This window comes from Xanthomonas sp. CFBP 7698 (genome assembly GCF_003600855.1).
Lineage (GTDB): Bacteria > Pseudomonadota > Gammaproteobacteria > Xanthomonadales > Xanthomonadaceae > Xanthomonas > Xanthomonas cannabis.
Genome location: NZ_PRDN01000002.1, coordinates 1,230,513 through 1,252,636, shown reverse-complemented (window position 1 = coordinate 1,252,636; position 22,124 = coordinate 1,230,513). Strand labels below are relative to the sequence as shown.

The 22,124-nt window shown below is 66.9% G+C and carries 18 protein-coding genes; 15 read left to right on the top strand and 3 right to left on the bottom strand.

Annotation, left to right across the window (positions count from 1 at the left end):
- The first annotated feature begins 568 nt into the window (after positions 1-568).
- From mdoH to hemC, 5 genes are all read left to right on the top strand, one after another.
- Positions 569-2,506 (top strand): glucans biosynthesis glucosyltransferase MdoH, encoded by a 1,938-nt coding sequence (gene mdoH / locus XnspCFBP7698_RS13455; RefSeq protein ID WP_104579177.1) that lies wholly within the window; start codon positions 569-571, stop codon positions 2,504-2,506.
- 171 nt (positions 2,507-2,677) lie between these two features.
- On the top strand, positions 2,678-3,346 hold the full coding sequence (locus XnspCFBP7698_RS13450; RefSeq protein ID WP_104579176.1) for an alpha/beta hydrolase: 669 nt from the start codon (positions 2,678-2,680) through the stop codon (positions 3,344-3,346).
- A 4-nt stretch (positions 3,347-3,350) separates the two neighbouring features.
- Positions 3,351-4,403, top strand: a complete 1,053-nt coding sequence (locus XnspCFBP7698_RS13445) for a sensor histidine kinase (RefSeq protein ID WP_104579175.1) — start codon at positions 3,351-3,353, stop codon at positions 4,401-4,403.
- A 30-nt stretch (positions 4,404-4,433) separates the two neighbouring features.
- Positions 4,434-5,165: a LytTR family DNA-binding domain-containing protein gene (locus tag XnspCFBP7698_RS13440; RefSeq protein WP_104579174.1), complete on the top strand. Its 732-nt coding sequence runs from the start codon at positions 4,434-4,436 to the stop codon at positions 5,163-5,165.
- 655 nt (positions 5,166-5,820) lie between these two features.
- Entirely contained in the window at positions 5,821-6,735 is a 915-nt protein-coding gene (gene hemC / locus XnspCFBP7698_RS13435) for a hydroxymethylbilane synthase (RefSeq protein WP_104579173.1), read from the top strand.
- A 1,106-nt stretch (positions 6,736-7,841) separates the two neighbouring features.
- Here the strand turns inward: hemC and XnspCFBP7698_RS13430 are convergent.
- Positions 7,842-8,642 (bottom strand): DUF481 domain-containing protein, encoded by an 801-nt coding sequence (locus tag XnspCFBP7698_RS13430; RefSeq protein WP_039415146.1) that lies wholly within the window; start codon positions 8,640-8,642, stop codon positions 7,842-7,844.
- Between the two features lie 378 nt (positions 8,643-9,020).
- On the opposite strand from XnspCFBP7698_RS13430, the gene XnspCFBP7698_RS13425 reads away from it, so the two are divergent.
- Positions 9,021-9,986, top strand: a complete 966-nt coding sequence (locus XnspCFBP7698_RS13425; RefSeq protein ID WP_047697230.1) for a YafY family protein — start codon at positions 9,021-9,023, stop codon at positions 9,984-9,986.
- Between the two features lie 227 nt (positions 9,987-10,213).
- Here XnspCFBP7698_RS13425 and XnspCFBP7698_RS13420 read toward each other — a convergent pair whose 3' ends face one another.
- A complete protein-coding gene (locus XnspCFBP7698_RS13420) occupies positions 10,214-10,783 on the bottom strand; it encodes a lipocalin family protein (RefSeq protein ID WP_047697228.1) in 570 nt (189 codons plus the stop codon).
- Between the two features lie 612 nt (positions 10,784-11,395).
- Here XnspCFBP7698_RS13420 and XnspCFBP7698_RS13415 point away from each other — a divergent pair.
- Together XnspCFBP7698_RS13415 and XnspCFBP7698_RS13410 are read left to right on the top strand one after the other, a co-directional pair.
- Positions 11,396-11,707 carry a hypothetical protein gene (locus XnspCFBP7698_RS13415; protein WP_104579172.1) on the top strand — a complete coding sequence of 104 codons (312 nt, stop codon included), beginning with the start codon at positions 11,396-11,398 and terminating at the stop codon, positions 11,705-11,707.
- Between the two features lie 69 nt (positions 11,708-11,776).
- Positions 11,777-13,870, top strand: coding sequence for a prolyl oligopeptidase family serine peptidase (locus XnspCFBP7698_RS13410; RefSeq protein WP_104579171.1), 2,094 nt, complete (start codon positions 11,777-11,779; stop codon positions 13,868-13,870).
- Positions 13,871-14,151: 281 nt separating this feature from the next.
- Here XnspCFBP7698_RS13410 and XnspCFBP7698_RS13405 read toward each other — a convergent pair whose 3' ends face one another.
- A complete protein-coding gene (locus tag XnspCFBP7698_RS13405) occupies positions 14,152-15,336 on the bottom strand; it encodes a pyridoxal phosphate-dependent aminotransferase (RefSeq protein WP_104579170.1) in 1,185 nt (394 codons plus the stop codon).
- Positions 15,337-15,445: 109 nt separating this feature from the next.
- Here XnspCFBP7698_RS13405 and XnspCFBP7698_RS13395 point away from each other — a divergent pair, with 109 nt between their 5' ends.
- The 7 genes from XnspCFBP7698_RS13395 (at position 15,446) to hslV (ending at position 22,083) form a co-directional block, all read left to right on the top strand.
- Complete coding sequence (locus tag XnspCFBP7698_RS13395) at positions 15,446-17,560, top strand: S9 family peptidase (protein WP_146093134.1); 2,115 nt, start codon at positions 15,446-15,448, stop codon at positions 17,558-17,560.
- A gap of 486 nt (positions 17,561-18,046) precedes the next feature.
- Positions 18,047-18,445, top strand: coding sequence for a YbaN family protein (locus XnspCFBP7698_RS13390; RefSeq protein WP_039565531.1), 399 nt, complete (start codon positions 18,047-18,049; stop codon positions 18,443-18,445).
- 41 nt (positions 18,446-18,486) lie between these two features.
- Positions 18,487-18,741, top strand: a complete 255-nt coding sequence (locus tag XnspCFBP7698_RS13385) for a lipoprotein (protein WP_104579169.1) — start codon at positions 18,487-18,489, stop codon at positions 18,739-18,741.
- Positions 18,731-19,582, top strand: a complete 852-nt coding sequence (gene dapF, locus XnspCFBP7698_RS13380) for a diaminopimelate epimerase (protein WP_104579168.1) — start codon at positions 18,731-18,733, stop codon at positions 19,580-19,582. The genes XnspCFBP7698_RS13385 and dapF overlap by 11 nt, the downstream gene beginning before the upstream one ends.
- The gene (locus tag XnspCFBP7698_RS13375; RefSeq protein WP_047697298.1) at positions 19,582-20,253 is read left to right on the top strand and encodes a DUF484 family protein; all 672 of its coding nucleotides are present in this window, start codon (positions 19,582-19,584) and stop codon (positions 20,251-20,253) included. The genes dapF and XnspCFBP7698_RS13375 overlap by 1 nt, the downstream gene beginning before the upstream one ends.
- A 75-nt stretch (positions 20,254-20,328) precedes the next feature.
- Positions 20,329-21,231 (top strand): tyrosine recombinase XerC, encoded by a 903-nt coding sequence (gene xerC, locus XnspCFBP7698_RS13370; protein ID WP_039565547.1) that lies wholly within the window; start codon positions 20,329-20,331, stop codon positions 21,229-21,231.
- A 300-nt stretch (positions 21,232-21,531) separates the two neighbouring features.
- The gene (gene hslV / locus XnspCFBP7698_RS13365) at positions 21,532-22,083 is read left to right on the top strand and encodes an ATP-dependent protease subunit HslV (protein ID WP_047697213.1); all 552 of its coding nucleotides are present in this window, start codon (positions 21,532-21,534) and stop codon (positions 22,081-22,083) included.
- Positions 22,084-22,124 lie beyond the last annotated feature (41 nt).

Sequence of the window (22,124 nt, the reverse complement as noted above, 5' to 3'; positions counted from 1 at the left end):
GTTGACGGCGTGTCCCGCGAGCGGTGAGGGCACCGCGCCCTCGACCGCACGTGAAGGTCGCCAAGCGCTCGCGATACGCACATTTCAGGCGTCTCAACCTAGTTGCTCGCTACGGACAGATAACGTCTAGCTTGACCGCATCCAGCGGCTCGACGCCAAGGCCCCGTCGCTGCAACCGATTGCGCCTAATGGCACGCCACTTGCAATCTTGCGGGATGACAGCCCGGCCAGCGGCCCGTGACAGCGCGTGTGCCAGGCTGCAATCTGTTGGGGTTGCGTTCGGTCGTCACGTCGTAGTCTGCCGCGCGGTCCTCGTCGGGAGGGGCGAAGACTGCACAATGGCCTTCGTTTCCTTTAACGGTCGATTCTTTAGGATGAGCCGCGACGTTGCGTCGCCGCCAGGAGAGTTTGTGCATCGGAGTGGTTTCATAGCTGCCAACACCGCGACCTGGTCGCACGCCGCCGGGTACGTCCTGCATGCGGCGCACCTGGCAACGTCGCTACGCGTTGCGGGGATGGACCTCCCGCATCAGCCCTTACTGTCGCCAGCGTGCGACGGGCAGCCTTGATGGACGGCACCGTGACCCTTCCCCCCGCACCAACCGCAGTCTCTTCCGTTTCCGCCCTCGACGCCGGCCAGCCCACGCTGCCGCCGGAAGCGCCGTTGGCGATGCCCGAGCAAAGCCTGCGCGAAGGCAGCCTGCAGGTTCGCCACCAGCGCACCTCGCCGGTGGGCATCGGTGTGCGCCGCTTCTATCTGATCGGCGGCACCTTCGCCACTACGGCCATTGCGGTGTGGGTGATGCTCAGTGTGCTGTGGCCTGACGGCATCAGCGTGCTGGAAGGCTGCCTGCTCGGCCTGTTCGTGCTGCTGTTCGCGTGGATCGCGATGTCGTTTGCTAGCGCGGTAGCCGGTTTCTTCACCGTGGTGGCGCGCGCCGGGCGCAAGCTCGGCATCGACCCCGAACAACCGCTGCCCACGCTGCGCTCGCGCACCGCGCTGCTGATGCCGACGTATAACGAAGACCCGCGCCGCCTGTTGGCCGGCCTGCAGGCCATCTACGAATCGGTGGCCGAAACCGGCCAGCTGGAGCACTTCGATTTCTTCGTGCTCAGTGACACCACCCGCGACAACATCGGGCGTGCCGAAGAACTGGTTTACAACGAGCTGTGCGACCGCGTCGACGGGCACGGCCGCATCTTCTACCGCCGCCGCGCCGACAATGCCGCACGCAAGGCCGGCAACGTGGCCGACTGGGTGCGCCGGTTCGGTGGCAGCTACCCGCAGATGCTGATCCTGGACGCCGACAGCGTGATGACCGGCGACACCATCGTGCGGCTGGTTGCCGGCATGGAAAACAACCCGGACGTGGGCCTGATCCAGACCCTGCCGGCCGTGGTCAATGGCCAGACCCTGTTCGCCCGCATGCAGCAGTTCGGCGGCCGCGTGTACGGGCCGATCATCGCCTTCGGCGTGGCCTGGTGGCATGGCGCCGAGAGCAACTACTGGGGCCACAACGCCATCATCCGCACCCAGGCCTTCGCCGATCATGCTGGCCTGCCCTCGCTGCGCGGGCGCAAGCCGTTCGGCGGGCATGTGCTCAGCCACGACTTTGTCGAAGCGGCGCTGATGCGCCGTGGCGGCTGGGCCATGCACATGGTGCCGTACCTGCAGGGCAGCTATGAAGAAGGCCCGCCCACGCTCACCGATTTGCTGATCCGCGACCGCCGCTGGTGCCAGGGCAACCTGCAGCATGCCAAGGTGGTCGGCGCCAAGGGCCTGCACTGGATCAGCCGCATGCACATGCTGATCGGCATCGGCCACTATTTCACCGCGCCGATGTGGGGCCTGCTGATGCTGATCGGCATCGGCATTCCGCTGGCGGGCGGCGGCATCGATCTGGCCGGCAACCTGCCGTTCTCGCCGGCGCGCTACTGGCACGGCAGCAGCCAGGGCAATGCGATCTGGATCTTCGTCTGCACCATGTTCGTGCTGCTGGCGCCCAAGCTGCTGGGCTATATCGCGCTGCTGCTCAACCCGCGCGAACTGCGCGCCTGTGGCGGCGCCATCCGCGCCATGGTGAGCATCCTGCTGGAAACCGTGCTGGCTGCCTTGATGGCGCCGGTGGTGATGTACTTGCAGTCGCGCGGCGTGTTCGAAGTGCTGGCCGGCAAGGATTCCGGTTGGGACGCCCAGGTGCGCGACGACGGCAAGCTGTCGTGGCCTGCGCTGTTGCGCAGCTATGGTGGGCTGACCGTGTTCGGCCTGTTCATGGGCGCGGTGGCCTACACGGTGTCGCCGTCGCTGGCGGCCTGGATGGCGCCGGTGATCGTGGGCATGGCGTTGTCGATCCCGGTGGTGGCGCTGACCTCGCTGCGCCGTTCCGGCCTGGCGTTGCGCCGTGCCGGCATCTTCTGCATCCCCGAAGAACTCGACCCGCCCAAGGTGCTGGTGCGTGCGTCCGAGCTGCGCCGCGCCGCCGCGCTGGAACCCTCGCTGATCTGAGTGCCCGCAGGGGTGATCCGCCATAGCTGACCGGCGCGTGCTCTGGCGCGCGCGCCGATCGCTGCAGACACATGTGCCCGCGTCCGGTCCTGCGCTGCGGCGGTCCGGCCCTGGCGTGATCGGGCCGATCCGGTGCGCAAGGCATAATGCCCAGCCCGCAAGCGGAGCTGGATGATGCTGGAAGTGATCGAACGCGAGACCGGACCGAACCCGCAATGGAGCGTGCTGTGGCTGCACGGCCTGGGCGCCGATGGCAGCGACTTCGCCCCGATGGTGCCGGAGCTGGTGCGCCCGCAGTGGCCGGCGCTGCGCTTCGTGTTCCCGCATGCGCCGATCCGCGCGATCACCATCAACAACGGCGTGCGCATGCGCGGCTGGTACGACATCGTCGGCATGGATTTCGCCCAGCGCGCCGACAAGGCCGGCATTGCCGAGTCGGTGGCCCAGGTCGACGCCCTGATAGCCCATGAGCAGAGCCGCGGCATCGCGCCTGAGCGCATCCTGCTGGCCGGCTTTTCGCAAGGCGGTGCGGTGACCCTGGCCGTTGGCCTGCAGCGCAGCGTGCCGCTGGCCGGGCTGATCGCCCTGTCCACCTATCTGCCGGATCCGGTCGCAGCCGCCAGCCAGTTGCAGCCGGCGGCCCTACGCCAACCGCTGTTCATGGCCCATGGCACCGCCGACCCGGTGGTGCCGTTTGCGGCCGGCCAGGCCAGTATGCAGGCCCTGCGCACGCTGGGCTTTGCACTGGAGTGGCAGACCTATCCGATGGGGCATCAGGTCTGCCTGGAAGAGATTGAGGCCCTGCGCGACTGGATGCAGGCGCGCTTCACCGCCGCCTGAGCCCATGGCCACCGGCGCGCCGCAGATCACCTGGATGCCGGACCTGTGCCGGCTGCCACGGCTGGGCGCGATGCTGGGCCTGGCCGAACTGGTGGTGCTGGTGGTGACCCTGGTGCCCGACGCCGGCGCCGCGCGCGGTATCACCCTGTCGCGCTTCGTCTCGGCCAGTGGTCTGGCGCTGTGGCTGGCCCTGGCGGTCAGCGTGCTGCTGTGCGTGTTGCGACCCTGGCTGTCGCGCTTGCCGCCCAGGCTGGGCGGGCTGGCCGCGCTGTCGATCGCCGCGGTCGTGGCGATGCTCGGTGCCGGGATCGTGCACGGCCTGTACGCGGTGCTGGACCAGGCCCCGCTTGGCCGCCTGGTCGGCTTCTGGCGGTTCACCCTGGGCAGTGCGGCCACGGTGGTGCTGATCACCGCGCTGGCGCTGCGCTATTTCTACGTCAGCGACCGCTGGGAGGCGCAGGTGCAGGCCAACGCGCGCGCCGAGGCCGATGCGCTGCAGGCGCGCATTCGGCCGCATTTTTTGTTCAACAGCATGAATCTCATCGCCAGCCTGCTGCGGCGCGACCCGGTGGTGGCCGAGCAGGCCGTGCTGGACCTGTCGGATCTGTTCCGCGCCGCGCTGGGGGCCGGCGAGGGCTTGTCCACCCTGCGCGCCGAATGCGAACTGGCCGAACGCTATCTGGCGATCGAATCGCTGCGCCTGGGCGAGCGCCTGCAGGTGCGCTGGCACCGCCAGGAGCCATTGCCCTGGGAACTGCCGATGCCCCGCCTGGTGCTGCAGCCATTGGTCGAAAACGCCGTGCTGCATGGCGTGTCGCGCATGCCCGAGGGCGGTACGCTGTACCTGTCGTTGCGCCAGCGCGGCAACCAGCTGCAGATCCGCATCGTCAACCCCGCCCCGCAACCGGGCACCCAGTTGCCGCTGCTGGCCGGTGCCGGGCACGCCCAGGCCAGCATCTCGCACCGGCTGGCGTTCCAGTTCGGGGCCGGGGCACGGATGGCGGCCAGCTGGACCGAAGGCTACTATGCCTGCGAGATCACATTGCCGCTGCCGTGAGGGGAAAGTCACTGCAGCGAGGGGGAGCCCATGACGGCCACGCAAGTGCGGGTGCTGATCGCCGATGACGAGCCACTGGCGCGCGAGCGCCTGCGCATGCTGCTGGCCGAGCATCCGCAGGTCGAGGTGATCGGCGAGGCCGAAAACGGCGCGCAGGTGCTGCAGCAGTGCGAACACCTGCACCCGGATCTGGTGCTGCTGGATATCGCCATGCCCGGGGTGGACGGGCTGGAAACCGCCCGCCTGCTGCGGCAACGCCAGCCGCCCCCGGCGGTGGTGTTCTGCACCGCCTACGACCAGCATGCGTTGTCGGCATTCGATGCAGCCGCGCTGGATTACCTGATGAAACCGGTGCGCCCGGAACGCCTGGCGTCTGCGCTGGAAAAGGTGGCCACCTTCCTGGCCGGCCGCGCGCCCAGCGCCGCGCAGGCCCCGCTGCGCACGCATCTGTGCGCCCGTCTGCGCGGCAGCCTGCGGTTGATCCCCATCGGCGATATCCGTTACCTGCAGGCCGAGGAAAAGTACGTCATCGTCCATCACACCCGGGGCGAAGACCTGATCGAAGAGTCGCTCAAGTCACTGGAGGACGAATTTGCCGACCGTCTGGTGCGCATCCATCGCAACTGCCTGGTCGCCCGCGATGAACTGGTGGAACTGCGCCGCAGCAGCGATGGCCAGGTGCACGCAGTGCTGCGCAACGTGCCGCAGCCGCTGGAAGTGAGCCGCCGTTGCGTGGCCAGCCTGCGCGAACAACTGCGCTAGAGCAGGTGGATCGCCGTGGCCGAGTGGAGCGGCGCACGGCACGGAGCAGCGGGCAATGGCGGGTGGAGCTGTGCCGTAGCAGTAATCGCCGGCGCACGCGGTGTAGCGCAACGTGGCCCAGCCGCTGGAAGTGCCGCGACGCAGCGTAGCCAGCCTGCACGAACGACTGCGCCAGAGCAGGCAAATCGCCGTGGGCCGGCTGGAGCGGAGCGCACAGCACGGAGCAGCGGGCAATGGCGGATGGAGCTGTGCCGTAGCAGTAATCGCCGGCGCACGCGGTGTAGCGCAACGTGGCCCAGCCGCTGGAAGTGCCGCGACGCAGCGTAGCCAGCCTGCACGAACGACTGCGCCAGAGCAGGCAAATCGCCGTGGGCCGGGTGGAGCGGAGCGCATGCGCAGACACGGCGTGTGCGCCTCCGCCGCGCCGCTGACGCCGGACGAGCAAGTCCTTCGCCGAAAGATGACGCTGCCACCCCCGGGACTTGCTCCGCGGTCTCGGACGTCATCGGTTGCACCGCTTACAGCGCTGATCACTCCCATGTGCCGCAGGCTGGCGCCAGCCTGCGGCGCCGCGCGCTGACGGCCCTGCCGTCGCCTCAGCCTTCCTGTTGCGGGGTGTGTATGAGTTACGCGCCGGCTCCGCGATAATGGGCGGATGACCACGCTCCGCATCGCCACCCGCAAGAGCCCGCTCGCCTTATGGCAGAGCGAACACGTCGCCGCCGCGCTGCGCCAGCACCATCCCGGCCTGGAGGTCGTGCTGGTGCCGATGAGCACCCGCGGCGACGAGGTGCTGGACCGCTCGCTGGCGGCGATCGGCGGCAAGGGCCTGTTCCTGAAGGAGCTGGAGCTGGCCATGCTGCGCGGCGAGGCCGACTGCGCGGTGCATTCGCTCAAGGACGTGCCGATGGAGCTGGACGCGCCGTTCGTGCTGCCCGCGATCCTGGGCCGCGGTGATGCCGCCGATGCGCTGGTGTCCAACCTCTACGCCAGCCTGCAGGCCTTGCCGCTGGGCGCACGCGTGGGCACCTCGTCGCTGCGTCGCCAGGCGCAGCTGCGCGCCGCGCGCCCGGATCTGGAGCTGATCGACCTGCGCGGCAACGTCAATACGCGTCTGGCCAAGCTGGATAACGGCGGCTACGACGCCATCGTGCTGGCCTGTGCCGGCCTGCAGCGGCTGGGTCTGGATGCGCGCATCAGTGCGCGATTGGACGCGCCGGAGTGGTTGCCGGCTCCGGCGCAGGGCGCAGTGGCGGTGGAGTGCCGTGGCGACGATGCGCGTGTCCACCGTCTGCTGGCGGTGCTGGACGCGCCCGCCACCCGCGTCTGCGTGGAAGCCGAGCGCGCAATGAACCGTGCGCTGCACGGCAGCTGCCACGTCCCGGTGGCAGCATTCGCGCGCTGGGAAGGCGAGGGCCTGTACCTGCAGGGCATGGTCGGCAGCGCCAGCGACGGACGCCTGATCCACGCCGAGGCCCATGGCAGCGCCGCAGAGACCGAAGACCTGGGCCGCCGCGTCGCGCAGGGCCTGTTCGACAAGGGTGCCGCGCAGCTGCTGGCCGAGCTCTGACACGGGCTCGGAACAGACATCTGCCTCGTAGGAGCGGCCCTGGCCGCGAGAGGCTTCACCGGGAAAGCCCTCGCGGCCAGGTCCGCTCCTACAGGCGCAGTTGCGGATTCGAACGTGGACCGATCGACCGCCGCCTCGGGCAGGCCTATCCGGCAGGGCGCCGCTCTTCGTAGGAGCGGCCTTGGCCGCGAGAGGCTTCACCGGGAAAGCCCTCGCGGCCAGGTCCGCTCCTACAGGCGCAGTTGCGGATTCGAACGTGGACCGATCGACCGCCGCCTCGGGCAGGCCTATCCGGCAGGGCGCCGCTCTTCGTAGGAGCGGCCTTGGCCGCGAGAGGCTTCACCGGGAAAGCCCTCGCGGCCAGGTCCGCTCCTACAGGCGCAGTTGCGGATTCGAACGTGGACCGATCGACCGCCGCCTCGGGCAGGCCTATCCGGCAGGGCGCCGCTCTTCGTAGGAGCGGCCTTGGCCGCGAGAGGCTTCACCGGGAAAGCCCTCGCGGCCAGGTCCGCTCCTACAGGCGCAGTTGCGGATTCGAACGTGGACCGATCGACCGCCGCCTCGGGCAGGCCTATCCGGCAGGGCGCCGCTCTTCGTAGGAGCGGCCTTGGCCGCGAGAGGCTTCACCGGGAAAGCCCTCGCGGCCAGGTCCGCTCCTACAGGCGCAGTTGCGGATTCGAACGTGGACCGATCGACCGCCGCCTCGGGCAGGCCTATCCGGCAGGGCGCCGCTCTTCGTAGGAGCGGCCCTGGCCGCGAGAGGCTTCACCGGGAAAGCCCCTCGCGGCCAGGTCCGCTCCTACAGGGCGCAGTTGCGGATTCGAACGTGGGACCGATCGACCGCCGCCTCGGCCAGGCCTATCCGGCAGGGCGCCGCTCTTTGTAGGAGCGGCCTTGGCCGCGAGAGGCTTCACCGGGGAAGCCCTTCGCGGCCAGGTCCGCTCCTACAGGGCGCAGTTGCGGATTCGAACGTGGGACCGATCGACCGCCGCCTCGGCCAGGCCTATCCGGCAGGGCGCCGCTCTTCGTAGGAGCGGCCTTGGCCGCGAGAGGCTTCACCGGGAAAGCCCTGCGCGGCCAGGGCCGCTCCTACATTTGCGGGTTGTTTACTTGAAGGTGTAGACCAGGTTGACCGTGGTCAGCGTGTCGGTCTTCTTGTCGCCATCGCTGACCTCGCTGTTGTGGCGCATCTGCCAGGCCGCCTTCAGCGCGAAGTGCGAGTTCATGCTCACCTGCACGCCGAAGTCGTTCTGCGCATACGTGTTGTATTCGCCCGATTCCACCAGCAGCGTGTTGATCAGGTCGGTGTTGTCGGTGACGGTGTACTTCAGGTCGAACAGCCCGCGCCCGATCAGGCCGGTCTCGTTGCGGTCCTCGTCGCTGTTGTGCGCGCGGCGGATACCCGGGCCCACCTGCGCGTCCAGATAGAACCGGTCGGCGTTGATCAGGCGTGTGCCGTAGCCGATACCGAAGGTGGCCAGGCGATCGTAGGTGGCGAAGTCGTCGTGTTCATAGCGGCCGGTGGCGGTGAGCTGGCGGTGTTCGCCCAGCTGCAATGCGCTGCCGGCGCTGCCGGTGTAACGCTCGGCGGTGGTCTGGCGCTCGCGCGTGGTGCTGCCGTCGTCATTGGTGTTGGTGTATTCCGAGCTCGAACGCAGCGCGGTGGCATCCAGGCTGTGGATCCAGTCGCCGTCGGTATAGCGCAGGCGGATGCGGCCGTTCAGGCTGTCGGTGGTGCTGTTGCCATGCGCGGCGGCGTAGCCAAGCTCGCCACTGCTGCCGCCCCAGGGCGATGGCATCACCGCCGCGGCGGGGTCCACCGGCGTTGGTGCAACTGCCTGGGCCCAGACGGCGGGCGTGATCAACAACAACGGCAGCAAGGCAGACAACGGGGCACGGCGGGACATGGGCGGCTCGCTTGAGGGCAGGGCAGGAGGGTGGAAGCGATTTCATGATAACGGACTGTGCGGTCCGTCATAACCGGGTGAACGCCACGCTTCATTGGCGGTTGGGATGCTGCTGCCGTGCGTTCCGCTTGAGCTCGGCACCCGGGTTTGGTTGCCGCCAGCGCTGCTGGAACCCACCACGGCGCCCGCAGTCTGTGCCTGGATCCCTGGCACCGGGCCATGGATGGATTGCGCTGCCACCAAGGTCCCACGCCAGCCGCCAGAAGGCGCGTCTGCCGGCAGCGCCTCCAGCACACCACGCGCCCGTGGGCACCTGCCGCACCACGGCATAGGTGCCACGCTCACCCCGTCGCGCGAAGACTCGGACATAATCGGCGCATGGACCGCTATGAACGCATCAACTCCCTGCATCGCTTGCTCAAATCGGCGCGCTACCCGGTCACGGTGGCGCGGCTGCAGGATGAGCTGAGCTGTTCCCGTGCCACCGTGTACCGCGACCTGGCGTTTCTGCGCGATGCGCTGATGGCGCCGGTGGAAGGCGATGGCGAATCGGGCTTCCGGTATCTGTCCGGCGAGAGCGATCGGTTCGAACTGCCTGGCCTGTGGCTGAGCTCGGAAGAACTGCACGCGCTGCTGGCCTCGCAGCAGTTGCTCGCACGCACCGGTGGCGGGGTGTTGTCCTCGATGCTGGCGCCGTTGCAGCAGCGCATCGAAGGCCTGCTGGCCGCCCAGGCGGGTGTATCGCAGTGGCCGGTGGATCGGGTGCGGGTAATTCCGCACCGCGGCCGCAAGCTGGACGAAGCCAGCTTCCGCACGGTGGCTTCCGGCGTGCTGGAGCGCAAGCAGCTGAGCTTCGATTACCGCGCGCGCTCTACCGACGAGTCGACCAAGCGCACCGTGTCGCCGCAGCGCATCACCCATTACCGCGACAACTGGTACCTGGATGCCTGGGACCACGGCCGCGACGGCGTGCGCAGCTTTGCGGTGGACCGCATCAACCACGCGCGCCTGCTCGATGCCGCGCCACGCGATGTGCCCGACAGCGAGCTCGATGAGCAGCTCGCGGCCAGTTACGGCATCTTCTCGGGTGCGCCCAAGGGCTGGGCGACCATCGTGTTCAGCGCCAAGGCCGCGCGCTGGGTGGCCGACGAACACTGGCATTCCAAGCAGCAGGGCCGTTTCATGCCCGATGGCCGCTACGAGCTCAGATTGCCGTACAGCAATTCGCGCGAATTGCTGATGGACGTGCTGCACTACGGCTCGGACGCAGAAATTGTCGAGCCGATCTCATTGCGCGAGCAGGCCAAGGCGCTGCTGTCGCTGGCATTGAGCAACTACGACTGAGCCAGAGGGGCCGCCTCTGCGCAGGCGTCTTGCGCACCTGTTGGGCGGCCCGCTAGCGACATCCAGGGTCACGGGCCATCTCTTCAACGCAGGCACGCTGCTGACGGTGCGCCCGCGCGCGGCGCCGGTAGCCGGTGCCTCCGCCACTGTGCGTGCACGCAACGCGCGTGGACAGTCCACTCGCTGCACAGAGACAGGCTTGCTGCCGAAGCGTAACGGCAGCCGGCTTAGCGTTCGTTCGGCACTTCGAAACCCAGGCGGCCCACCTGTTCACGCAGCTGCGGCACCCGCTTGAGTTTGTCGGTGTAGATGGAATAGTCGTCGCGCATCTTGTTGACCAGCGTGCGGTACTGGTCGCGGCTCATGTCCGGCTTGCGCGAGAAGATCCAGGCCAGGTCGCGGCCGGGGTAGGAGATCAGCATCCACGAGCCATCCGGTGCGATTTCCAGGATGCGCTGCTTGGCCGGGATCACCTTGTAGAACCACACCCGCCAGTCGCGATTGCCGCTCTCTGCATCCACCGACGCGCGTGCATTGACTTCCTTTTCCGGCTCGCTGAAGCCTTCGCGATACAGATAGCGCACCGCCACCTTGCCGTCTTCGACCAGGGTGTATTCGTCGCGGCTGGTCACGTGGCCGCGCTCGACCGCGTTGGGCATGCGCGCAATCACATACCAGGTACCCATGATCTTGGACAGATCGATCGCCGGCTCGGTGGTGGACGTGTCCCTGGCATGCGCCACGGGCAGGCCGAGGACGAGCAGGAAAGCGAGGGCGATCGTAACGGTCAGGCGCATCGCAACATCACAAAGGGGCGGTAGGTGCAGCACACTACCGCATGCAGGGGGCAAGTTCGCGTCAACGGTCGGGCCTGGCGCGCGCCACCGGCCCAACGGCAGCCGCTGGCACCCCGAACGGCGGGTGACGCGTACGCAGCGGGTGCCGGTCAGTCCGGCCAAGGGCATTGCTGCGCATGGCTGGAACACCGGCATGGTGCCCATGCCGCGTTGAAGGGGGCCGCGTATCGGGTTGCGGTGGCGAGGTGCGACGTTGGACAGGCGTGCTGGCTGGCCGATCGACGCACTGAACGCGCATCGGTGCCGTCGGCTACCTTCTCGCTGACAGGCCAGCGCTGCCGCATGTCGGCAATGCGACGAGGCGGTGCGAATGGCGTTGACCCAAGCAAGAGTGCCAATCCCGGACCCCGAATCCCCGCCAGCCCACCCAACGCGCCCACGATCGCCACATGCCGCCGCCGAACGGCGCCGCCCAGCCGTCCGCCGCCGCCCAGGCCCCGCGCAGCACCCGCCCGAGCGCCCGGCGATCCCAGTATCCAGGTCGCAGTCGGTGAGATGGACGCAGGTAATGCTGCGCGCCTGTTCCGATCCCTTCTGCCACGGAGTGCCGCCATGTCGCATCGTTCTTCCCGTCGTTCCGAACGCCCCGACCCGCGCGTGTTGCGCCCGATCCGGCAGGTCGCCCTGGCCGGCCTGGCGCTGGTGTTGGTGTGGCCGGCCGCGCGCGGGCACAGCGAGTGGATCGGCTGGCTGCCGCTGTGGCTGGTCGGCATGCCGATGCTTGCCTGGTGGAGCCTGCACCGGTTTGCATTGCCCACCCTGGCGCGCCCGGGCGCACGGCGGGCCACGCCGCGTCGACGCGGCCCGCAGGCGCAGCGCCGGCGGGTGGCTTCGCGGGCGGCGGCTCCGGCGCGCGCGGCCTGACCTTCGGCAGGGGAGGGCCGGCGAGGCGCTGTGCTAGGTTTTGCGGCATTGGTTTTTCCGGAAAAATACATGCCCAAGTTCGCCTCGATCTGCCTGGTTGCCGGCCTGATCACCGCTGGCGCCGTCTCTGCAGAGGAAACCGCTGTGTCCAACGACCCCTACGCCTGGCTGGAAGATGTCACCGGCGCCAAACCGCTGGACTGGGTCAAGGCCCAGAACGCCAAGACCGAAGCGCGCCTGGCCACGACGCCGGCGTTCAAGCAGATGGAAACCAGCATCCGCGAGGTGCTGGATTCGGACGCCAAGATCCCGGGCGTGCAGAAGATCGGCGCGTACTACTACAACTTCTGGAAGGACAGGCAGCACGAGCGCGGCCTGTGGCGGCGCACCACGCTGGACGAATACCGCAAGCCGGCGCCCAAGTGGGAAACGGTGCTCGACCTGGACGCGCTCAACAAGGCCGAGGGCGAGAACTGGGTCTGGCACGGCGCCGACTGCCTACGCCCGGAGTACCAGCGTTGCCTGATCGCGCTGTCGCGCGGCGGCGCCGATGCCGATGTCACCCGCGAGTTCGACCTGGGCAGCAAGCAGTGGGTCAAGGACGGCTTCTTCCGTCCCGAGTCCAAGGGCGGGCTGGGCTGGATCGACCGCGACACGGTCTATGTCTTCACCGATTTCGGTGCCGGCAGCATGACCAGCTCTGGCTACCCGCGCATCGCCAAGCAGTGGAAGCGCGGCACCCCGCTCAGCGCCGCGGCGGTGGTGTACGAAGGCAAGCCGACCGACATGTACATCGCGGCGATGCACGACGACACGCCCGGCTTCGAGCGCGATTTCGTCAGTCGCACGCTGGCCTTCTACAACGACGAGCTGTATCTCAAGGGCGCCGACGGCAAGCTGGTCAAGGTGGACGTGCCCAATTCGGCCAGCAAGGCGGTCAAGCGCCAATGGCTGACGCTGGAGTTGCGCGAGCCGTGGACGGTCGGTGGCAAGACCTACAAGGCCGGCTCGCTGCTGGCCACGCGTTTTGACGACTTCATGGCCGGCAAGCGCAGCTTCGATGTGCTGTTCGAACCCACCGAGACCACCTCGCTGGCGGGCGTGGCGTGGACCAAATCGCACCTGGTGTTGAACGTGCTGGAAGACGTCAAGAACCGCCTGAGCGTGGTCACCCCGTCGCAGGACGGCTGGAAGAAGAGCGCCTTCGTCGGCGCGCCCGCGTTCGGCACGGTGGATGTCAGCGCGGTGGACAGCGACGACAGCGATGCGCTGTGGCTGACCGTCACCGACTACCTGACGCCCACCACCTTGTCGTGGGTCGAGGTGGGCAGCGCGCCGCAACCGCTCAAGACCATGCCGACGTTCTTCGATGCCGGCAAGGACAGCATCGAGCAGCACTTCGCCACCAGCAAGGACGGCACCCGCGTGCCGTACTTCCTGGTGCGCCCGAAGGACCTCAAGCTCGACGGCAGCACGCCGACGTTGCTGTACGGCTATGGCGGTTTCGAGATTTCGATGACGCCCAATTACTCCGGTGGCCTGGGCCGTGCCTGGCTGGAAAAGGGGGGCGTCTACGTGGTGGCCAATATCCGCGGCGGCGGCGAATACGGCCCGCGCTGGCACCAGGCCGCGCTCAAGCAGAACCGCCACAAGGCGTATGAGGACATGGCTGCGGTGGCCAAGGACCTGGTGGCGCGCAAGATCACTTCCACCAAGCACCTAGGCGTGCAGGGCGGCAGCAACGGCGGCCTGATGACCGGCAACATGCTCACCCAGTACCCGGAGCTGTTCGGTGCGGTGGTGGTGCAGGTGCCGCTGCTGGACATGAAGCGCTACAGCCACCTGCTGGCCGGCGCCTCGTGGATGGCCGAATACGGCAACCCGGATACCGACGACTGGAAATTCATCCAGACCTTCTCGCCGTATCACCTGTTCGATGCGAAGAAGACCTACCCGCCGGTGATCTTCCTCACCTCCACCCGCGATGACCGCGTGCATCCGGGCCACGCGCGCAAGATGGCGGCCAAGATGATCGAAGCCGGCAAGGACGTGACCTACTACGAGAACATCGAAGGCGGCCACGGTGGCGCGGCCAACAACGCGCAGGCCGCGCATATGGCGGCGCTGGCGTACAGCTTCCTGTGGGAGCGGTTGGCCGATTGAGTTGGCCTTGGAAGCGAATCCGCAACTTGCTTTTGCCTTTTTATGTGTGCGTTGAACCAAGCCCTGGGCCGAGTGGTCCAGGGCTTTTTGTTATTTCCTTCTCCCGCCGGGAGAAGGTGCCCGAAGGGCGGATGAGGGTGCGGTCGCACGCAGGAGGTGTTCCTGAGCGCAAAAAGTAAAAGCGCAGAGCCTGAAGACAGCTGCTTTTATCAACCGCAGTGAGTGACGTTGCGGCTGTACGCTGCTACAGCGATGCGCCGTGCGAAACGCGCGTCATGTGATCAAAAATGCTTCAACCCACGCGCAATCCGCTCCACCGCCTGCTGCAGGCGTGGCAGGCTCTGCGTGTAGGCGATGCGTACGTGCTGGTTGGCGCGGTGGAAACCGAAGTCGATGCCGGGGGTGAAGGCCACATGTTCGGTTTCCAGGAAGTGCGCGCAAAACGCCTGTGCATCGTCTGAAAATCCGCTGATGTCGGCATAGAGATAGAACGCGCCTTGCGGTTCGACGGCGATCGTGAAGCCTAGCTCGCGAAGGGCGGGCAGCAGGTAGTCGCGACGTTGCTGGAACTGCGCGCGGCGCGCTTCGAAGATGGCGATGCTGTCCGGGGTGAAACACGCAAGCGCCGCGTGCTGCGCAATGGTGGAGGCGCTGATGTAGAGATTCTGCGCGAGTTTCTCCAGCTCCGGCACCGCGTCGGGCGGCGCGATCAGCCAGCCCAGCCGCCAACCGGTCATGCCGAAGTACTTGGAAAAACTGTTCAGCACAAACGCGCTGTCGTCCACTTCCAGCACGCTGTGTGCGTCCAGGCCATAGGTCAGGCCATGGTAGATCTCGTCCACCACCAGATGCCCGCCATGCGCACGCACGGCATGCGACAACGCGGCCAATTGATCGCGTGACAGCACGCTGCCGGTGGGGTTTGCCGGTGAGGCGACCAGCGCACCTACGCTGTCGGTGTTCCAGCACGCGTCCACCAGGGCCGGGGTGAGCTGGTAGTCGCTGTCGGGCCCCACAGGCACCAGCTGCGCGGCACCTTCGACCAGGCGCAGGAAGTGCCGGTTGCACGGGTAGCCGGGGTCGGCGAGCAACCAGTGCTTGCTGGGGTCCACCAGCAGGCTGCTGGCCAGCAGCAGCGCACCGGAGCCGCCGGGGGTGACCAGGATGCGTTCCGGGTCGACGGTGCAGCCGTAGCGTTGCGCATAAAACCCGGCAATCGCCTCGCGCAATGCGGGCAGCCCGCGTGCGGCGGTGTAGCGGGTATGCCCGGCGGCCAAGGCAGCCTGCCCGGCAGCCACGATCGGCGCGGCGGTGGTGAAGTCGGGTTCGCCGATTTCCAGGTGGATCACATCGTGACCTGCCTGTTCGAGTGCGTTGGCGCGGGCCAGCAGCGACATCACATGGAACGGGGCGATGTCCTGGCTGCGGCGGCTATACCCGGCCGCGGGCGAAAGCGTTGAGTTCATTGCGAAGATGATAGGCCAGCATGACCTAGGACACATGACGTCCGCCGACGGGCTCTTCCACACTCGGGCGCTGGGATGGCATTGCGTTCATCCGACGGACCCCAATCTGATGAAACCTGTCCTGACCTTGTTGATCGCCAGCCTGATGACCACAACCGCATCCTCTGCACTTGCCGCTCTCCCCACGCCGCCAGACGTCGCCAGGCACCCGCATGTGGTCAAGGCGCCGTTCGGTGCGACCCGCAACGACGACTACTACTGGCTGCGCGACGACAAGCGGCAGGACAAGGCGATGCTGGCCTACCTCAACGCCGAGAACGCCTATACCGACAAGGTGATGGCGCCACTCAAGCCGCTGGAAGATACGCTCTACGGCGAGATCGTCGGGCGCATCAAGCAGGACGATGCCAGCGTGCCGTATCGCGAGCGTGGTTATTGGTATTACACCCGGTTCGAGGCCGGCAAGGATTACCCGATCCAGGCGCGCCGCAAGGGCAGCATGGAAGCGCCGGAAGAAATCCTGCTGGACGTCAATCAGATGGCGCAAGGCAAAGGCTACTTCAGCGTGGGCGAGGCGGAAGTCAGCCAGGACAACCGCATTCTTGCCTGGGCGGACGATGCGATCGGCCGCCGTCAGTACACGATCCGTTTCAAGAACCTGGACACCGGCGAGATCTATCCCGATACCGTGGAAGGCGTTGCGGCCAACCTGGTGTGGGCCGATGACAACAAGACGGTGTTCTATGTCGAAAACGACCCGGAGACACTGCTGACCGTCCGGGTCAAGAAGCATGTGCTGGGCACTCCCGCCAAGGACGATGTGCTGGTCTACGAAGAAAAGGACGACAGCTTCTACATGGGCGTGGGCCGCACCCGCGACGACAAGTACATCACCATCGGCGTGGAAAGCACGGTGTCCTCCGAAACGCGTTACGCATTGGCGGCCAAGCCGGACACCTTCAAGGTGCTGGCCAAGCGCGAGCGTGATGTGGAATACAGCGCGGAACACTTTGATGGCCGTTGGGTAATCCGCACCAACGCCGATGGCGCCGAGAACTTCAAGCTGGTGACTGCACCGACCGACGCGACCACGCGTAAGCAGTGGACCGACTGGGTGGCGCACGACGAGAGCGTGTATATCGAAAACTTCGAGTTGTTCGACGGCTTCACCGCCATCGAAGAACGTTCCGGCGGCCTGGAGCGTGTGCGCCTGCTCAAGCGCGATGGCAGCCATGAATACGTCAAGGCCGATGAGCCGGCATATTCGATGGGCCTGTCGGTCAATCCCGAGCCGGACACCGCGTGGCTGCGCTACAGCTACACCTCGTTGACCACGCCGGCGACCACCTACGAACTCAATACACAGACCGGCGAACGCAAGCTGCTCAAGCAACAGCCGGTGATCGGCTACGACCCGGGCAAATACGTCACCGAGCGGGTCTGGGTGACCGCGCGCGACGGCGTCAAGGTGCCGGTGTCGCTGGTCTACAAGCAGGGCTTCAAGAAGGACGGCACCGCTGCGTTGTTCCAGTACGCCTACGGCAGCTACGGCATGTCCACCGACCCGGCGTTCAATCTGCCTGCAGTGAGCCTGCTCGATCGCGGCGTGGTGTATGCGCTGGCGCATATCCGTGGCGGCCAGGAGATGGGCCGCAAGTGGTACGACGATGGCAAGTTGTTGCACAAGAAGAACACCTTCAACGATTTCATCGACGTCACCCGCGGGCTGGTGGCGCAGGGGTATGCCGCCAAGGACCGGGTTGCGGCGTCCGGCGGCAGTGCCGGTGGGCTGTTGATGGGCGCGGTGGCCAACATGGCGCCACAGGACTATCGCGTGCTGGTGGCGCAGGTGCCGTTCGTCGATGTGGTGACCACCATGCTCGACGCCAGCATTCCGTTGACCACCAACGAGTACGACGAGTGGGGCAACCCGGAAGAGAAGGACTATTACGAATACATGCTGTCTTACTCGCCGTACGACAACGTGCGCAAGCAGGCGTACCCGGCGCTGTTCGTGGGCACCGGCTTGTGGGATTCGCAGGTGCAGTACTGGGAGCCGGCCAAGTGGGTGGCGAAGTTGCGCGATGACAATACCGGGACGCAGCCGATCGTGTTCCGCACCAACATGGAGGCGGGGCACGGTGGCAAGTCCGGGCGTTTCCGGCGCTACCGCGAACTGGCCGAGTCGTATGCGTTCGTGCTGGATCAGCTGGGCGTGAAGTGATCTGCGGGGCAAAACGACGCAACTGAGACTGCGGCTTGCATCCTTCTCCCGCCGGGAGAAGGGGCCCGAAGGGCAGATGAGGGGAAGGTTGCGCAAAGCCATTGCAGCGATGCGATGACACGCGTCGTCTGAAGTCGTGAGTCCAGCCTCGAAGGCAGGGCTTGAGATCAAGCGTGGTCAAGGGCGCCGTGCGCGGGTGACCCGTGTTTTGGCAAAGTCACCTCACCAGAACCGCTGTCGCTGGACGTGATGACCCTTTCCCACGCGGTGCACCCCGCCGAGCTCGCAGCGCTCAGACAAGGCACGCGCAACAGCCATCAGCGGCAGTGGCCTGCAGCGCTCGGCCTGGCGCGTCGGGCCGTGTGGCCGGGAGGACCGGCGCGATTCAATGCGATGCGCCGGCACCTCGGGCCGGGACAGGCAGGACGTGCGCCTTGGCTGCGCTGGAGAGACCACCGTGGCCCGCTGTGGTCGTATCATTTGGCCATGACGCGACCGAACCGATTCCGCTGGGCCTGGTGGTTGCTGGCCTACGCCAGCCTGGCCACCGGCATCGTCGGGATCTTCGTGCCCGGGTTGCCGACCACCGTGTTTATCCTGATCTCTGCCTGGGCGGCGTCGCGTGGCTCCGAGCGGCTGCATGCGTGGCTGTTGTCGCATCCCCGCTTCGGGCCTGCGATCGTGGAATGGCAGACCTATCGCGCGGTCAGTCGCAAGGCCAAGTGGATGGCGACGCTGACCATGACGGTGTGCGCCGGGATCATGCTGTGGTGCGTGCCGGTGTTCTGGGTGAAATGCCTGTCGATCGGCAGCATGGTGGTGGTGGCGATCTGGTTGTGGTTGCGCCCCGAGCCGCCGCCGCGGACGATGCCGGCGCCGCAGTGAGCGCACACGGCAGTCAGGGTGTTCTGGCTATACTCCGGTCCATGAGCATCATGTCCCGACCGTCTGTTCGTCTCGCACTGGTTGGTGCGACCTTTGTCCTGCTTGCCGCCTGCGGCAACAAGGGCCCGCTGGTGATGCCGCAGAAGCCGGTGCCGGTGGAAGCCCAGCCGGTGCCGCAGCCGCCGGATGCGCCGCAACCGCTGGATGAGTCGACGCCGGCACCTGCGCCCGCGCAGACCGAGCCCAAGCCTGCCCCCACCACCGACCAGCCCGCTAGCAGCGGCAATGAGCGCTGACGGTCGCAGCGCGCGTCTGCGTTTCACCAAGATGCATGGCGCCGGCAACGATTTCGTGGTGCTGGATCTGCGCGACGGGGCGCCACCACCGGAAGCCGCATTGGCCGCGCGGCTGGCCGACCGGCACTTCGGTGTGGGCTGCGACCAGATCCTGACCATCGAAGCCCCGCGTAGCGACGGCGCCGTGGCGGCCTATGGCATCTGGAATTCCGATGGCTCGCCGGCGCGCCAATGCGGCAACGGCGCGCGCTGCGTCGCGGCCTGGCTGGTGCGTGACGGCACCGCCCAGGGCGAGCGCTTCGTCATCGACAGCCCGGTCACCGCGCACGCGGTCGAACGCATGGATGCCGGCACCTACGCGGTGGCCATGGGCGTGCCGCAGTTCGAGCCGACCCGCATCCCGCTGGCAGGGTTTGCACATGCGCGTGAGGAATATGCCTTGCCGGTGCACGGCGAGACGGTGCGCTTTGGCGCGGTCTCGATGGGCAATCCGCACGCCGTGCTGGAGGTGGGACGCGTGGATGCCGCACCGGTGGAGCGCCTGGGCAGCTTGTTGCAGCAGAACGCTGCCTTCCCCGATTCGGTCAACGTCGGCTTTGCGCAGGTGGTCGACCCTGCGCATGTGCGGTTGCGCGTATTCGAACGCGGCGTCGGCGAAACGCTGGCCTGCGGAAGCGGGGCATGTGCCGCGGCGGTGGTGTTGATGCAGCGCGGCCGCGTGGAGCGCGACGTACGTGTATCACTGCCTGGCGGCGAGCTGCGCATTCGCTGGCCCGGCGATCAGGACGAGGTGGTGATGTCCGGCCCGGCCGTGTTCGTCTTCGATGGAGAATGGAACTGATGAGCGACAACACGGACAAGTTCGGTGCGCACGAGGTCGCAACGTGGTTGCGTCGTCATCCCACCTTCCTCAAGCAGTTCCCGGATCTGGCCGTAAGCCTGCTGGTGCCGCGCGACGACGGCCCCACTGCCTCGCTGGCGACCTATCAGCTGGAAGTGCTGCGCGACAAGAACCGCGAGCTGTCGCGACGCCTGCACGAGCTGGGCAGCAATGCGCAGATCAACGAGCGGCTGGCGGTACGCACGCACCAGTTGACGCTGGCGTTGATGCGCCAGACCAGCGCAGCCGACACGCTCAAGGCAATGGCGGCCTCGCTGGCGGAAGATTTCAACGGCGAACTGGTGCGGCTGGTGTTGCTCAAGCCGGTTGCTGCGCTGGAGGCAGACTGGCTGCAGGTCATCGCCGCCGACGATGCGCGGCTGGCCCCGTTTCGCGATTGCCTGAGCGATGGCGAGCCGATCTGCGGCCGCCTGCAGGCCGACAAGCACGCGCTGCTGTATGCCGACCAAGCGGGCGAGGTGCAATCCACGGCGTTATTGCCGTTGCCGGGCATCGGCCTGATCGCTGTCGGCAGTAGCGATGCCAACCGGTTCTATCCCGGCATGGGCACGTTGTTCCTGCGCATGATGGGCGAGTCGCTCGGCGTGGCGCTACAGCGTTTCGACGCGTGATGCCGGTCGCGCGCCGCATCGCGTTGCGGTTGCGGTGCAACGCAGCGTCGATGGCGCGGCAACGGGGTGGCTGAAGTGTCGTCGTCGGTGGATGCTTTCCTGTCGTACCTGCAGGTCGAACGCCAGGTTTCGGCACATACGCTGGATGCCTACCGGCGCGATCTTGCGGCCTTGCTGAGCTGGGCGGCCGAGCAGCACGGCGACGGCGCGCCTGTCGAGGTTGCGCAGCTCGATAGCGCGCAGCTGCGGCAGTTCGTGGCGGCCGAGCATCGGCGCGGCCTGTCGGCCAAAAGCCTGCAGCGGCGCTTGTCCGCCTGTCGCAGTTATTACGCGTGGTTGCTCAAGCATGGCCGGATCGCGGCCAGCCCGGCGGCGGCGTTGCGCGCGCCCAAGGCGCCGCGCAAGTTGCCGCAGGTGCTCGACGCCGACGAGGCGGTGCGGCTGGTCGAAGTTCCCACCGATGCGCCACTGGGCCTGCGCGACCGTGCGCTGCTGGAGCTGTTCTATTCGTCCGGGCTGCGCCTGAGCGAACTCTGCGCGTTGCGTTGGCGCGACCTGGATCTGGCAAGCGCACTGGTGATGGTGCTGGGCAAGGGCGGCAAGCAGCGGCTGGTACCGGTGGGTTCGCATGCGATTGCTGCATTGCGCGCGTGGCAGCGCGACAGCGGCGGCCGCGCGGACACGCACGTCTTCCCAGGGCGCGCGGGCGGCGCGATTTCGCAACGCGCGGTGCAGATCCGCATCAAGCAACTGGCGGTGCGCCAGGGCATGTTCAAGGACGTGCACCCGCATATGCTGCGGCATAGTTTCGCCAGCCATATCCTCGAATCGTCCGGCGACCTGCGCGGTGTGCAGGAATTGCTCGGGCATTCGGACATCGCCACCACGCAGATCTATACGCATCTGGATTTCCAGCACCTGGCCAAGGTCTACGACGCCGCGCATCCGCGTGCGAAGCGTAAGAAAGCGACTGAGTAAGCGCTGGGGTGTGTGGTGTAGCGACATCGCTGCATGATTGGCTGATGGAACTGATCTGGCTAAAGCAGCGGCGAGCCGTCCATTAGCGGCGGCGGGCGCGTTCTGGAGAGGGGCTAGGTGGCTAGCGTGTTGGCATGGCCTCACTATCTGCTTTCGGAGCGAGTGCGGCGCGCGTCCGGTTGAGGCAGTCGATCGCCGTGTCGCGACGCTTCTCTGTGTTGCGTGCCCGCGTCGCTTCGTCGCAGCGCGCTTGAACCCGGCAGGGGCGTCCCCACCTCTTTGGAAACCCCCGGAGGACCCATGGATCCCAGCCAGAACCCCAACATCGTTCACGCCACCACCATCATTTCGGTTCGGCGTGGTGGGCATGTCGCCGTCGCGGGCGATGGTCAAGTCACGCTCGGCCATACGGTCATGAAGGGCAACGCGCGCAAGGTACGCCGTCTCGGCCGCGAAGGTCAGGTGCTGGCGGGTTTTGCCGGTGCAGCCGCTGATGCCTTCACCCTGTTCGAACTGTTCGAAGCCAAGCTCGACAAGCACGGTCAGCTGACCCGCGCCGCGGTGGAACTGGCCAAGGACTGGCGCACCGAGCGCCGCCTCGGCAAGCTCGAAGCGTTGCTTGCGGTGGCCGACAAGGAGACTTCGCTGATCATCAGCGGCACCGGTGATGTGATCGAGCCGGAAGACGGCATCATCGCCATCGGTTCCGGCGGTTCTTACGCCCTGTCGGCCGCACGCGCGCTGCTGGCGCATACCGAACTGGATGCCAAGACGATTGCCGTTGAAGCAATCAATATCGCCGGCGATATCTGTATCTACACCAATCGCAATGTGGTGGTTGAAGAGCTGTGAATCGGGAGTGGGGAATCGGGAATCGCAACAGCGGTTTCGTC